This is a genomic window from Alteripontixanthobacter muriae (assembly GCF_013336795.1).
GTDB lineage: Bacteria > Pseudomonadota > Alphaproteobacteria > Sphingomonadales > Sphingomonadaceae > Pseudopontixanthobacter > Pseudopontixanthobacter muriae.
This window is the reverse complement of the sequence record NZ_JAAFZT010000035.1, coordinates 62977-75877: the sequence shown is the minus strand read 5'-3', so window position 1 is coordinate 75877 and position 12901 is coordinate 62977. Positions and strand designations below refer to the sequence as shown.

12 protein-coding genes are annotated in these 12901 nt (G+C 62.3%); 2 read left to right on the top strand and 10 right to left on the bottom strand.

The window, feature by feature from the left end:
- Positions 1 to 7 precede the first annotated feature (7 nt).
- From G7A66_RS10290 to sucC, 4 genes are all read right to left on the bottom strand, one after another.
- Positions 8 to 946, bottom strand: a complete 939-nt coding sequence (locus G7A66_RS10290; RefSeq protein WP_174295593.1) for an energy transducer TonB — start codon at positions 944 to 946, stop codon at positions 8 to 10.
- Between the two features lie 145 nt (positions 947 to 1091).
- A complete protein-coding gene (locus tag G7A66_RS10285) occupies positions 1092 to 2021 on the bottom strand; it encodes an electron transfer flavoprotein subunit alpha/FixB family protein (RefSeq protein WP_174295592.1) in 930 nt (309 codons plus the stop codon).
- Between the two features lie 83 nt (positions 2022 to 2104).
- Positions 2105 to 2851 carry an electron transfer flavoprotein subunit beta/FixA family protein gene (locus G7A66_RS10280; RefSeq protein WP_174295591.1) on the bottom strand — a complete coding sequence of 249 codons (747 nt, stop codon included), beginning with the start codon at positions 2849 to 2851 and terminating at the stop codon, positions 2105 to 2107.
- A 238-nt stretch (positions 2852 to 3089) separates the two neighbouring features.
- On the bottom strand, positions 3090 to 4289 hold the full coding sequence (sucC, locus tag G7A66_RS10275; protein WP_174295590.1) for an ADP-forming succinate--CoA ligase subunit beta: 1200 nt from the start codon (positions 4287 to 4289) through the stop codon (positions 3090 to 3092).
- Between the two features lie 114 nt (positions 4290 to 4403).
- Between sucC and G7A66_RS10270 the strand changes: the two genes are divergently transcribed.
- Positions 4404 to 5189: a 3'(2'),5'-bisphosphate nucleotidase CysQ gene (locus G7A66_RS10270; protein ID WP_174295589.1), complete on the top strand. Its 786-nt coding sequence runs from the start codon at positions 4404 to 4406 to the stop codon at positions 5187 to 5189.
- Positions 5190 to 5268: 79 nt separating this feature from the next.
- Here the strand turns inward: G7A66_RS10270 and G7A66_RS10265 are convergent, their stop codons facing one another.
- Positions 5269 to 5979, bottom strand: a complete 711-nt coding sequence (locus G7A66_RS10265; RefSeq protein ID WP_174295588.1) for an OmpA family protein — start codon at positions 5977 to 5979, stop codon at positions 5269 to 5271.
- Positions 5980 to 6176: 197 nt separating this feature from the next.
- On the opposite strand from G7A66_RS10265, the gene G7A66_RS10260 reads away from it, so the two are divergent.
- Positions 6177 to 7499, top strand: a complete 1323-nt coding sequence (locus G7A66_RS10260) for a hemolysin family protein (RefSeq protein WP_174295587.1) — start codon at positions 6177 to 6179, stop codon at positions 7497 to 7499.
- A gap of 54 nt (positions 7500 to 7553) precedes the next feature.
- Here the strand turns inward: G7A66_RS10260 and G7A66_RS10255 are convergent, their stop codons facing one another.
- The 5 genes from G7A66_RS10255 to G7A66_RS10235 are packed head-to-tail and all read right to left on the bottom strand — an operon-like array spanning position 7554 to position 12901.
- On the bottom strand, positions 7554 to 7982 hold the full coding sequence (locus G7A66_RS10255) for a DUF3035 domain-containing protein (protein ID WP_174295586.1): 429 nt from the start codon (positions 7980 to 7982) through the stop codon (positions 7554 to 7556).
- A gap of 2 nt (positions 7983 to 7984) precedes the next feature.
- A complete protein-coding gene (lspA, locus tag G7A66_RS10250; protein WP_174295585.1) occupies positions 7985 to 8521 on the bottom strand; it encodes a signal peptidase II in 537 nt (178 codons plus the stop codon).
- Positions 8518 to 11418, bottom strand: a complete 2901-nt coding sequence (gene ileS / locus G7A66_RS10245; protein ID WP_174295584.1) for an isoleucine--tRNA ligase — start codon at positions 11416 to 11418, stop codon at positions 8518 to 8520. Before ileS ends, lspA begins: the two co-directional genes overlap by 4 nt.
- A complete protein-coding gene (locus tag G7A66_RS10240) occupies positions 11415 to 12353 on the bottom strand; it encodes a bifunctional riboflavin kinase/FAD synthetase (protein ID WP_174295583.1) in 939 nt (312 codons plus the stop codon). The genes ileS and G7A66_RS10240 overlap by 4 nt, the downstream gene beginning before the upstream one ends.
- Entirely contained in the window at positions 12350 to 12901 is a 552-nt protein-coding gene (locus G7A66_RS10235; protein ID WP_174295582.1) for a dihydrofolate reductase, read from the bottom strand. Before G7A66_RS10235 ends, G7A66_RS10240 begins: the two co-directional genes overlap by 4 nt.

Here is a 12901-nt window from a genome sequence, read left to right as displayed (position 1 = left end):
GGCCCTGTCAGGGTATCATGAAGTGTACGGTGGTTTGATGAAAGGACTTCATCGGCTTGCCCGCTGCATCCAGGGCCGGGTCAAAATCGGCACGTTTCAGGATTGACGAACAGACCGCGTCGTCGAAGGCTTTGGGGCGCGTCGTGCTCTGGATGTGACACTCCGTCGGCGACCCGTCTGCACCGACGATTATGCGTACATTGACAATTGCAGGCTGTCCGGCCCGCACCATTTTCATCGGGTAGTCCGAAGTTCTTATCCAGTCCTCGGCATTTAGCGGGACAGGCTCGCGCATTGCCGATGCATGCTTTTCTGCGTCGAGGCCCCATGCCTCGATGAGTCCGTTGGCGCAGTCGTCCATGACGGTGTTAACTTCCTTCATCGATCCGAAGTCGAACCGCAACTCGTCGGATCGGTCGGCTACGATCATGTAGGTCACGCCATCGGCCAACTTTCGAGACTCAGCACGCAGAGCGGCCTGATCTTCTTCCGACTGATCCAATCGGCTTGGCGTGTTCTCGGGGCGGATCGATACTGAGGAAAAAATCAGGACAGGTTCGATTTCGCCTAAGCTGCCGCGGTAGGGACTGGTCTCGTTCACATCAGTGCCCGGTCCGAACCCGACTTCCACTCCGTGCCTTTCCTGGATCTCGCCGACAGGTTTACCGGCGAGGACCATGTAATCCCCGCTGCTGCCGGGCCGCCTACGGATCATGACCATGGTTGTTTGATTGTCTCCCTCACCGAAGATCCGGGCGAGGCGACATCCTTCATCGTCAAAGGAAATGGCCCATTTGGAAGAGGGCGCGAGTATGATTGTTTTGGCCTGCGCCGGTGCTGTGACAAGTGCGGCGGCAATGCTGGCGAGCAGGATCTTTTTCATTGCCGCGTTCTCAAGAGAATGAACTAATCGGTCAACTGAGTCACGAATGCTCTTCTCTTTCAAGCATTTCGCAAGGTTCGCCGGAAAGGTCGAGCTGCAATCGCCCTGCTTTTTGCAGATAGCGGAGAAACGAGAAGGCGAAAGGTCCCAACGAAAAAGGGGCCTGCAGACCTGCAGACCCCCCAGATTCTTGTCATCGAAGCGCTTTTTACAGCTTTTCGGTCAATTCCGGCACGATCTTGAACAGATCGCCGACGAGCCCGATGTCGGCGACCTGGAAGATCGGTGCGTCCTCATCCTTGTTGATGGCGATGATGGTTTTGGAGTCCTTCATACCCGCCAGATGCTGGATCGCGCCCGAAATGCCGATGGCGAAATAGACGTCCGGGGCCACGATCTTGCCGGTCTGCCCGACCTGGTAATCGTTGGGCACGTAGCCTGCGTCCACTGCGGCGCGGCTCGCGCCGATACCAGCGCCGAGCTTGTCGGCGAGCGGGGTAATGTACTGTTCGAACGTGGCAGCATCTTTCAGTGCCCGGCCGCCCGACACGATGATGCCGGCGCTGGTCAGTTCCGGGCGTTCGCTTTCGGCCAGCTCCTGGCTGACGAATTCTGAAAGGCCCGAATCGCCCTTGCCTGACACTTCCTCGACCGATGCGGAACCGCCTTCGGCTTCTGCCTTGTCGAATGCGGTGCCGCGTACGGTCAGCACCAGCTTCGCGTCGCTGGACTGTACTGTCGCAATGGCATTGCCTGCATAGATCGGGCGGGTGAAGGTCTTGTCGCCTTCGACCGACATGATGTCGGAAATCTGCATCACGTCTAGCAGCGCGGCGACGCGCGGAGCGATGTTCTTGCCGGTGGTCGTGGCGGGCGCGACGAAGGCGTCGTAATCCGCCATCAGTCCGGCAACCAACGGCGCAACATTTTCGGCGAGCTGGTGCTCGTAAGCAGCGTCGTCGGCCAGCAGCACCTTGCCGACGCCGGCGACCTTCGCGGCTTCGTCGGCGGCGGCGCGGGCATTGCTGCCGGCCACCAGCAGATCGACGTCGCCGATGGCGGCTGCGGCCGTGACGGTCGCCAGAGTTGCATCCCTGACGGATGCGTTGTCATGTTCGACGAGAACGAGAGTTTTCATGGGTTCTTCCTGTCAGAAACTTGCGGGGGCGGCTCGGCCTGCCGTGAGGCCCAGATGTCAGGCCCAGATGTCAGGCCCAGATGTCAGGCGATGCCCAGCGCCTTAATCTTGGCGACCAGCGCATCGACATCCGCGACCTTTTCGCCAGCCTGTCGAACCGGCGGTTCGGAGACATTGGTCGTCGTCAGGCGCTTGGCCGTATCGACGCCGTAATCGGCGGGCGTCTTGCTATCGAGCGGCTTCTTCTTCGCCTTCATTATGTTGGGCAGTGAAGCGTAACGCGGCTCGTTCAGACGCAGATCGGTGGTGACGATGGCGGGCATCGTCAGCTTGACCGTTTGCAGGCCGCCGTCGACTTCACGCTTCACGGTCACGCTGTCGCCGTCGACCTCGACCGTATTGGCGAAGGTGCCCTGCGGGCGCTCCATCAGCGCGGCCAGCATCTGACCGGTCTGGTTGGCATCGTCGTCGATCGCCTGCTTGCCCAGCATGATCAGGCCGGGCTCTTCCTCGGCGGCGATGGCCTTGAGGATCTTGGCGACAGCCAGCGGCTCGACCTCTTCATCGGTTTCGACCAGAATGGCGCGGTCAGCGCCCATGGCGAGTGCGGTGCGTAGCGTTTCCTGCGCCTTTGCCGGGCCGATGGACACGGCGACAATTTCTTCCGCCTTGCCGGCTTCCTTCAGGCGGATCGCTTCCTCGACGGCGATTTCGTCGAAGGGGTTCATGCTCATTTTCACATTGGCGAGATCAACGCCCGATCCATCCGCCTTCACGCGCGGCTTGACGTTGTAGTCGATCACCCGCTTGACGGGGACGAGAATTTTCATGGCTGCCTCTTCGCTAGAAGTTGCGCGGCTGCACGCCGCGTTCGATTAGGTAACGTCGCGCCCTGCCTTCGCGTTCCGGAACCGGAAGGTCAAGGGGCGCGGGAACGTTGCTTTTCCTGCTTTCGGTGCGGCGGTGGCGATGTCGTAACGTCCGCCTGTTTGCTCCGTACTCATGAAAAAAGGGCGGCACCTCGCGATGCCGCCCAATTTACTGGTGATGGTCGCCCACAGGCGCGAATCAGGCGGCCTGCTTCACCTGCGCCACGATCTTCTTCGCGGCATCGCCCAGATCGTCGGCGCTGACGATCGGCAGGCCCGAATTGGCGAGAATGTCCTTGCCTTGCTGCACGTTGGTTCCTTCCAGACGGACGACCAGAGGAACGGAAAGATTCACTTCCTTCGCCGCGGCGACGATACCGTCGGCGATGATGTCGCACTTCATGATCCCGCCGAAGATATTTACCAGGATGCCTTCGACAGCCGGGTCCTTCAGGATGATCTTGAACGCTGCGGTGACCTTTTCCTTCGTCGCGCCGCCGCCAACGTCGAGGAAGTTCGCCGGAAATGCGCCGTTCAGCTTGATGATGTCCATAGTCGCCATGGCGAGGCCTGCACCGTTCACCATGCAGCCGATGTTACCGTCCAGCTTGATATAGGCGAGGTCGTATTCGCTGGCTTCGACTTCGGCGGGGTCTTCCTCGCTTTCGTCGCGCATCGCTTCCACATCCTTGTGACGATAAAGCGCATTGCCATCGAAGCTCATCTTGGTGTCCAGCACCAGCAGATTGCCGTCTTTGGTCTCGACCAGCGGGTTGATCTCCAGCATCTCGCCATCGAGTTCCATGAAGGCGGTGTAGAGCTGCTTCGCCACTTTCTGGCATTGCTTGTTGAGGTCGCCCTCAAGTTTCAGCGCGAAGGCCACGGCGCGGCCGTGATGCGGCATGAAGCCCTGCGCCGGGTCGATGGTGATCGTGGTGATCTTTTCGGGCGTCTCATGCGCCACGTCCTCGATGTCCATGCCGCCTTCGGTGCTGGCGACCATGGCGACCTGCCCGCTGGCGCGATCGACCAGAAGGGCTAGGTAATATTCCTTCTCGATATCGACACCGTCGGTCACATACAGGCGGTTGACCTGCTTGCCTTCGTCACCGGTCTGGATGGTGACCAGCGTGTTGCCGAGCATGTCCCTGGCATCGCTTTCGACATCCCCCACCGATTTGGCGAGGCGCACGCCGCCCTTTGCATCGGCGGGCAATTCGCTGAACTTGCCCTTGCCGCGGCCACCGGCATGGATCTGCGCCTTCACGACATAGAGTGGCCCGGGCAGCTTCTTCGCCGCTTCGACTGCTTCTTCGACGGTCGTCGCTGCATGGCCGGCGGGGATGCCGATGCCGTATTTCGCAAGAAGTTCCTTGGCCTGGTATTCGTGAATGTTCATGGCGTGTCCGGTCCTGTTGGCGGGTTGAGCCCTGGGGGCGAATGTTCATGGTGCCTCTTGCATATGCATGGGCGCTTGAAAAGTGCCCCGTCCGGGCGCAGGGGGTGCCCGCGCATGATCGACCACGACAGACTCCTCGAAATCACCCGCGAGGCCGGGCGAATCGCACATGGGCAATGGCCCGGTGCAGGGCATGACCTCGACAGCTGGGAAAAATCACCGGGCAACCCGGTGTGCAGCGCCGATGTCGAGGTGGATACCTTTTTGCGCCGCGAATTGGGCCGCTTGCTGCCCTCTGCCGGGTGGCTTTCAGAAGAGACGGCTGACAATCCGGACCGTTTAAATCGTGATCTGATCTGGCTGGTCGATCCTGTCGACGGAACGCGCGATTTCATCAGGGGGCGCAAGGGCTGGGCGGTGTCGGTCGCCCTGATATCGTCCGGTCGGCCGCTGATCGGCATGCTCTGCGCCCCGGCAAGAGGCGAGGAATGGAGCGCGATCGCCGGGCGGGGCGCATGGTGCAACGGTGAACGCCTGCAGGGCAGCACGCGAAAGGGCTTTCCCGGTTCACGGACGCCCGCCGATGCCCTGGCGAACGAAGATCGCGATCTGGTTACGGTGGAAAAGCCGAACTCCATCGCCCTGCGCATAGCCATGGTTGCCGCGGACCAGGCCGACATACTCGCCACCCTTCGCTGGGGGTTCGAGTGGGACATCGGTGCGGCCGCCCTGATTGCGCGCGAGGCAGGCGCGGCAGTCACGGACGCGTTCGGCAACAAGCTGGCCTATAACAAGCGCGACCCGCGCGCTTTCGGGTTGCTCGTCACAGCGCCCGCCATTCACGGTGACGCGGTCGACAGGCTAGCCGAACGCGCCAGCCGACTCGCTCGCCCAAGCTGAAGAACTGCAATCTTGTAAGCTGCAACGAAAAGGGCCGGCAATGCCGACCCCTTCCTTGCGCTGATCTCAAGGAACTCGATCAGTAACCCTGCTGCCTCTGGGCCGCTTCGACCTCTTCCTGGCTGAATGGCACAATCTTGATCTCGACGCGGCGATTCAGCGCGCGGCCTTCTGCCGTGGCGTTGTCGCCCACGAAGTAGGACGGATCTTCACCGAAGCCCTGCGAACGGATGCGAGCGGCGCTGACCCCGCGTGAGGTCAGATAATTGGCCACTGCCTGCGCCCGCTGTTCGGACAGGCGCTGATTGAATGTGTCGGAGCCGGTCGAATCGGTATAGCCGTAAACGTCGATCAGGCTGTTCGGATATTGCTGCAGGCTGGCTGCAACCCGGTCCAGCGTATTCCGGAAAGTCTGGTTGATCTGATAGCTTCCAGTGGCAAAAGTCACGCCATCAGGCAGGTTCACGAGAATTGCCTGGCCATTGTCGACTTCAGTGACGTCGACACCCGTCCCGCTGGTCTGTTCGCGCAATTCCCTGATCTGCTGGTCCATGCGGTAACCGACATAGCCTGCGGCAGCACCGCCGCCGACTGCGCCGATGATGCGGCCCGTCTTGCCGCCGATCAGGCCACCCAGAAGGCCGCCTGCAAGTGCGCCGCCGGCTCCGCCGAGAACGGTCCGTGAAACTTTCTGCTCACCGGTGTTCGGGTCGGTGACACAGGCCGAGAGGCTGACGAGGGAGAGCGCTGCGACGCTGGACATCAGGACGCGCGATTTGATAAATTTCATTATAGATTCCTCATATTACACGGTTCTTTGCCGCATGTTCGCCGGCGCTCCCACACGCGCCTACCCATTCACAACCATTCGTCTCCCGCCCTGTTCCCGGCGAGCCTGTCCCGCAGGATCAGGAGGCAGCCGGCAATCCGCAGATCCCTGCACCAAAGTTTGTGGCGCGGGCAAAATAATCTGCTAGCGCGGCATGTGTGACCCCGTTTCCCTGGCCAGACCTGATCATCATCGCCGGCCTGATCGTCCTCAATGGCGTGTTCGCCATGTCCGAACTCGCCATTGTTTCGGCACGCACCGGCAGCTTGCGCGCGGCGGCAGAAGGCGGCAGCAAGGCAGCGCAGACCGCGCTGTCTCTGGCCTCCGATCCCGGCAAGTTCCTTTCCACCGTGCAGATCGGCATCACCCTGATCGGCATCATCGCAGGTGCCTATTCCGGGTCGAGCCTGGGCGGCCCCGTTGGCGAACGGCTGGCTGCCCTCGGCATGCCGCCCGAATATGCCGCCGAGACAGGCTTCGTCCTTGTCATCGCGCTGACCACCTATTTCAGCCTTGTCGTCGGGGAATTGGTGCCGAAGCAGATCGCCCTCCGGGCTGCAGAGCCTATCGCGGTCATCATGGCCAGGCCCATGCGCATCCTGGCGCGGGTCGCCGCGCCGCTGGTGTGGTTGCTCGATTCCTCGTCCCGCGTCCTGATGCGGCTCCTCGGCATACGCCCGTCAGGCGAATCGCATGTCACCGCCGAAGAACTGCACATGATCTTTGCCGAAGCGACGCGTTCCGGCGTGATCGAGCAGGAGCAGCACGCCATTCTGGCCGGCGTGGTGCGCCTGGCGGAGCGCCCCGTGCGCGAGATGATGACCCCGCGAACCGAGGTCGACTGGATCGACATCGCCGCCGACGAGGCTGCGATCCGCAGGACCATCGACGAAAGCCCGCATTCGCTGCTTCCGGTCGCGGACGGGTCGCCGGACCGGGTGGTGGGTGTGGTCAAAGTGCGCGAGGTTCTGGCCGCCCTGGTTTCAGGACATGGGGTCAACCTCGCCTCGCTGACTCGCAAGGCCGAGGTGATACCCGATCAGCTCGATGCCATGGATGCGCTGCGAACCTTGCAGGGCAGCGAAATCGCCATGGCGATGGTGCATGACGAATACGGCCACCTCGACGGCATTGTGACGCCGGTCGATCTGCTGACCGCTCTGGTCGGCAGTTTCGCCAGCGACCAAGACCAGGGCGAATCGCCGACCATCATCGAGCGCGAGGACGGTTCGATGCTGATCTCCGGCGCACTCAATGCAGATACGCTGGGCGACAGGCTGGGGCTGACCTATTCCGATGACCGGGAATTCGCCACGGCGGCAGGCTATGTCCTGTCGGTGCTTAAACATCTGCCGACCGAAGGTGAACATTTCACCGATCAGGGCTGGCGTTTCGAAGTGATCGACATGGATCGCCGCAAGATCGACAAATTGCTGGTCAGTCCGCTGGCAGAGCGGCCTGTCCTGGACGAGAACGTCTAGCCAGCGGTTCGATGCCGCCGCGACCCGCAGGGTCCGGCGGCGTTCAAGCCTTTATCAGCCTTGCGGAATGACTGCTTGCGCCGTCGCGCCATCGCCCTGCGGGGCTGCCACGATGTCGCGGGTGACGCTGCCCTTGGCGACAGTATTGGTCTGTTCGTCCCCGATGGCGGAGCGGATGCCGGGCTCGGCGCTTCCGGCGCGGTCGAGTGCGCTGGCTTCGACTTCGCTGCGCGCGGCGGGGCCGCCGAACAGCACGTCGAGCGCCTGTTCCGCCGCCGTGCCTTCGGACGGGCGCGGCGCGCCGGGAGCGGGCGGCACGAGGTTGAAATCGGGCGGTACCACCAGCGGTGCCTGGCGCTGGACAGCGAATTCATCGGGTCGTTCGCGGTTCAGGAACCCGCCGCCACCGCAGGCCGCCAGCATGGCGCAGGCGCCGGTTGCCAGAAACAGTTTCGCGGGGGCAAGTCGTGTCAGATGTCGCATGATCAGCTCTCCACGGCGCCTTGCGCCGGTTCTTTGTCGCTCGTGTCCCTGTCGCGCAGAAAGAAGGACCGAACAAGGATGATGACGACGCCGATGGTTATGGCCGCATCGGCGATGTTGAAGATGAGGAAAGGCCGGAAAGTGCCGAAATGCAGATCGGCATAGTCGATGACATAGCCGAGTTCATAACGGTCGCGTATATTGCCCAGCGCCCCGCCAAGGATGAGCGAAAGGGCCAGAATGTCTCCGAGCAGTCTCTCGCGCAGCATCCAGACGGTCACGACAAGCGCGATACACGCCGTCACTGCCACAAGAATCCAGCGCATCTCCATGGATTCGGCGGTGAACAATCCGAGAGAAACGCCGAAATTCTGCGTCCAGCGCAGGTCGAAGAAGGGCAGCCATTCGATGACGCCTCCCGGCTGGTTCCGCAGGTCGAGCGGCCCGACCATCAGATATTTGACAAATTGATCGATCACGAAGATCGCCAGCGCGACGGCCAGTCCGATCAATCGGTATCGGGTCACGGGATTGCTCATGCCGCGTCTGCCCGCTCGACGACGGTTTCGCAGCGATCGCACAGATCGCCTTCTTCCGCGACGGAAGGCAGCAGGCGCCAGCAGCGGCCGCATTTGTCCTCGGATGAACGGTTCACCATCACCCCTTCCGCTTGCCCGCGCCGCACTGACGCGGTGATGAACAGCTCTGCCAGATCGTCATCGGAAAAGCCCGCCGGAACCATGTCTTCAGGCACCGTGACATCGGCTTCGAGGCCGGAGCGAATAGACTTTTCGCGCCGCAGCGGTTCGATGGCCTCCATCACACGCTCACGAAGGCTGCGCAATTCTGTCCAGCGCTGCATGTCGGCATCGGCGGCGGGAACCTCCGGCCATGTGAGCAGATGCACGCTTTCGGCGTCCGGATAGCGGTTCTTCCAGACTTCCTCAGCCGTGAAGACCAGCACCGGTGCCGCATAGCGCACAAGCGCATGGAACATGATGTCCAGCACATTGCGATAGGCGCGGCGACGGTCGAAGTTCCGCCCGTCGCAATAGAGGCAATCCTTGCGAATATCGAAGAAGAAGGCCGAAAGGTCCTCGTTGCAAAAATCCGTCAGCAGGCGGGTGTAGGCATTGAAGTCGAAATCCGCCGTCGCCTGCCGCAGCCGGCCGTCAAGCCGCTCCAGCAGGACAAGCATGTAGCGTTCCAGCTCCGGCATCTCGGCGACCGGCAGCGCCTCTGCGGCATTGTAATCGTCCAGAGCGCCGAGCAGATAGCGGAAGGTATTGCGCAGCTTGCGGTACTGGTCGGCCACGCCCTTCAGGATTTCGTCGCCGATGCGGTGGTCTTCAGTGAAATCGACCGACAAGGCCCAGAGGCGAACGATGTCCGCACCATACTGATCGACGATCTTCAGCGGATCGACGGTGTTGCCCAGCGATTTGGACATCTTCTTGCCCTTGGCATCCATGGTGAAGCCGTGGGTCAGCAGCGTGTCGTAGGGCGCCCGGCCCCGCGTTCCGCAGCTTTCGAGCAGGGACGACTGGAACCAGCCACGATGCTGGTCGCTGCCTTCGAGGTAGAGATCGGCGGGGCTGCGGAGTTCCGGCCATTCTGCCGATTCCAGAACGAAGGAGTGGGTCGATCCTGAATCGAACCAGACATCGAGAATGTCGGTCACCATCTCGTAATCGGCGGGATCGCGGGGGTTTCCGTCGGCATCACTGCCGAGGAAGTGCGCAGCGCTGCTTTCGGCCCAGGCATCCACGGTGTCGGCGGCGATGGCTTCCTGAATGCGCGCGTTCACTTGCGGGTCGACCAGCAGTTCGCCCGTTTTGCGATTCACAAATAGGGCGATGGGCACACCCCAGGCGCGCTGTCGGCTGATCAGCCAGTCGGGACGGCCCTCGACCATGGCGGTCAGGCGGCGGCGGCCCTTTTCCGGCACGAAGCGCGTATCGGCAATCGCCGCCATCGCGGTTTTGCGCAGGGTCTTGCCGCAGAGATGATCCTGCGCCTCGTCGATCGCGATGAACCATTGCGGCGTGCAGCGGTAGATCACCTTGGCCTTGCTGCGCCAGGAATGCGGGTAGGAATGCCGGTAATCCGCGCTGGCGGAGAGCAGCGCGCCAGCCTCGCGCAGATCGTTGCAGATCGGCCCGTCGGGTGCGTTGAAGGGTTTGTTGATGACGCTGCGGCGGCGTTCGTCCTCGCTGCCCAACCACGGCCAGTCGTCACGGTAACGTCCGTCGGCCATGACGGCGAAGACGGGTTCGATACCGTTCGCCTTGCATAGTGCGAAATCGTCCTCGCCATGGTCCGGCGACATGTGGACAATGCCGGTGCCGCTGTCGGTGGTGACGAAATCGCCCGCCAGCATCGGGCGCGGCTTGGCGTAGAATCCGCCGAGATGGTGCATCGGATGGCGGACCATGGTTCCGGCGAGGTCTGAGCCTTTGCCGCGCCACTTCACTTCCCACGCCTGATCGCCAACAGGCCCAATTCGATCCTGAACCTGCGTCAACAAAGACTTTGCAATCAGCAAGGTTACGCCATCAGCGCCTTTTCGAAGGAAATCGTCACCAGGGTTGCCTTGCGAAATCGCAACATACTCAATCTCAGGCCCGAAAGCCAAAGCCTGGTTCACCGGGATCGTCCACGGCGTCGTGGTCCAGATCACCGCACGCGCGCCGACCAGTTCCGGCACGCCGCTCTCGACAATCTCGAACGCCACGTCAATCTGCGGGCTGTCGGTCAGATCGGCATATTCGACCTCGGCATCGGCGAGCGCGGTTTCTTCCACCGGGCTCCACATCACCGGCTTTGCACCGCGGTAGAGCTGGCCGGTCTCGGCGAATTTGTGCAGCTCGCGCACGATCTGCGCCTCGGCCTCGGGCCGCATGGTCAGGTAGGGCTTGTCCCAGCGGCCCCCGATGCCGAGCCGCTTCAGCTGTTCGCGCTGCACATCCACCCAGCGCGCGGCATAGGCCCGGCATTCGGCGCGGAATTCCGCTGGCGGAACGTCGTTCTTGTCCCGCTTCTTCTTGCGGTAGAGTTCCTCCACCTTCCATTCGATCGGTAGGCCGTGGCAGTCCCAGCCGGGGACATAGGGCGCATCCTTGCCCAGCAGCGTCTGGGTGCGCACCACCATGTCCTTCAGCACATGATTCAGCGCATGGCCGACATGAATATCGCCATTGGCGTAGGGCGGGCCGTCATGGAGGATGAACTTCTCCGCGCCTTCGCGCGCTTCGCGGGTGCGTTCATACAGCCCTTTTTCCTGCCAATCGGCAAGGATGCGGGGTTCCTTCTGCGGCAGGCCCGCCTTCATCGGGAAATCCGTCTTCGGCAGGAAAACCGTATCGCGGTAATCCCGCTTTTCGTACGCCTCACCGTCCGGCTTGCGTGTGCCGCTCTGCTGCTGTTCGTCGCTCATATCGCGGCTGCGCTTAGGACACTCCTCGCTTCCTCGCAATCCCGCTCCATCTGCGTGGTCAGCGCCTCGAGGGAATCGAATTTCGCCTCACCGCGAAGGAAGCGATGCAGCGCAACCTCGATCTCCTGCCCGTAGAGATCGCCCGAAAAGTCGAAGAAGTGGGGTTCGAGCAGTTCCTTCGGCGGATCGAAACTCGGGCGGATGCCGATATTGGCAGCCCCTTTCAGCATCTGCCCGGTGGCCAGGATGCGTCCGGTGACCGCATAGATGCCATAGGCCGGTCGCAGATAGGAATCGAGCGTCAGGTTTGCCGTGGGATAGCCGATGGTGCGCCCCACCTTGTCGCCATGTTCGACAATTCCGCGCAAGGCAAAGGGCCGGGTCAGCAGCGCCGCTGCCCCTTGCGGATCGCCCTGCCGCAAGGCTTCGCGCACCCGGCTGCTGGAAACCGGCGCGCCGTCATGCATCACCGCCGGAACCGCACGCGCGGCGATGCCGCAGTGTGCGCCCAGCCTTTCCAGCATGGCGCGATCGCCTTTCGCGCCCTTGCCGAAGGTGAAATCCTCACCCGTGACGACACCCGCTACGCCGAGATGTTCGTGCAGCAGCTTGCCGACGTAATCCTCTGCCGAAGTCGAAGCTAGTTCGGCGTCGAAATGGAACACCAGCATCGCTGTGGCGCCTGCGGCGAGATAGAGTTCCTGCCGTTGTTCCAGCGTCGTCAGGCGGAAAGGCGGAGCATCGGGGCGAAAATGGCGCACCGGATGCGGATCGAACGTAGCGATGATCGAGGGGCGGCCTTCCTCATGCGCCCAGCGGATCGCTTCGCCTGCAACGGCCTGATGCCCGCGGTGGAAGCCGTCAAAATTGCCGAGCGCGATGATCGCCCCGCGCAATGGGTCGGGCATAGCCTCGCGGTGGTCCAGCCATCTCATGGCTCTTGCGTGCGCTCGCAAGTGACGAAGGCATAGGCCGGGCAATCGCCATTGGCCGGGAACTCTTCTCTCGCGATTTCCCGCCATTCGGTGCCGAGCGGCGGCATGATTGTGTCACCGTCAAAATCGCCGTGGATCTCCGTCATCTCGACGCGCTGACAATGCGGCAGGAATTCTTCGAAAATATCTGCCCCGCCAATGATCGAGACAGCTTCGTCGCCCGCAATGCTGCAGGCCTGATCGGGCGTATGGGCAATCTCGACGCCTTCCCTGTGCCAGTCAGGCTTGCGGGTCAGGACGATGTGCCTGCGGTTGGGGAGCAGGCCGGGCAGGCTGTCGAAGGTGCGCCGACCCATGATCATGGCCGTGCCGAGCGTCAGCGCCTTGAAGTGCCTGAGGTCCGCAGGCAAATACCAGGGCAGGGTGCCGGCCTTGCCGATAACACCATTACGCGCCCGGGCGTAGATCGCGGTAAGGCGCTGCCCCTGTGTTTGGCCCTGTCTGTGGCCCTGTCTGTGCTGGCCGGATGGCGCATCGGTCACGCCCAT

Bases quoted from the DNA above. Each gene is read 5' to 3' on its own strand.
- G7A66_RS10280 (WP_174295591.1), bottom strand. From the start codon at position 2,851: ATGAAAATTCTCGTCCCCGTCAAGCGGGTGATCGACTACAACGTCAAG.
- ileS (WP_174295584.1), bottom strand. From the start codon at position 11,418: ATGAGCGACGAACAGCAGCAGAGCGGCACACGCAAGCCGGACGGTGAG.
- G7A66_RS10285 (WP_174295592.1), bottom strand. From the start codon at position 2,021: ATGAAAACTCTCGTTCTCGTCGAACATGACAACGCATCCGTCAGGGAT.
- sucC (WP_174295590.1), bottom strand. From the start codon at position 4,289: ATGAACATTCACGAATACCAGGCCAAGGAACTTCTTGCGAAATACGGC.
- G7A66_RS10270 (WP_174295589.1), top strand. From the start codon at position 4,404: ATGATCGACCACGACAGACTCCTCGAAATCACCCGCGAGGCCGGGCGA.
- G7A66_RS10235 (WP_174295582.1), bottom strand. From the start codon at position 12,901: ATGGGCGTGACCGATGCGCCATCCGGCCAGCACAGACAGGGCCACAGA.
- G7A66_RS10240 (WP_174295583.1), bottom strand. From the start codon at position 12,353: ATGAGATGGCTGGACCACCGCGAGGCTATGCCCGACCCATTGCGCGGG.
- G7A66_RS10255 (WP_174295586.1), bottom strand. From the start codon at position 7,982: ATGCGACATCTGACACGACTTGCCCCCGCGAAACTGTTTCTGGCAACC.
- lspA (WP_174295585.1), bottom strand. From the start codon at position 8,521: ATGAGCAATCCCGTGACCCGATACCGATTGATCGGACTGGCCGTCGCG.
- G7A66_RS10265 (WP_174295588.1), bottom strand. From the start codon at position 5,979: ATGAAATTTATCAAATCGCGCGTCCTGATGTCCAGCGTCGCAGCGCTC.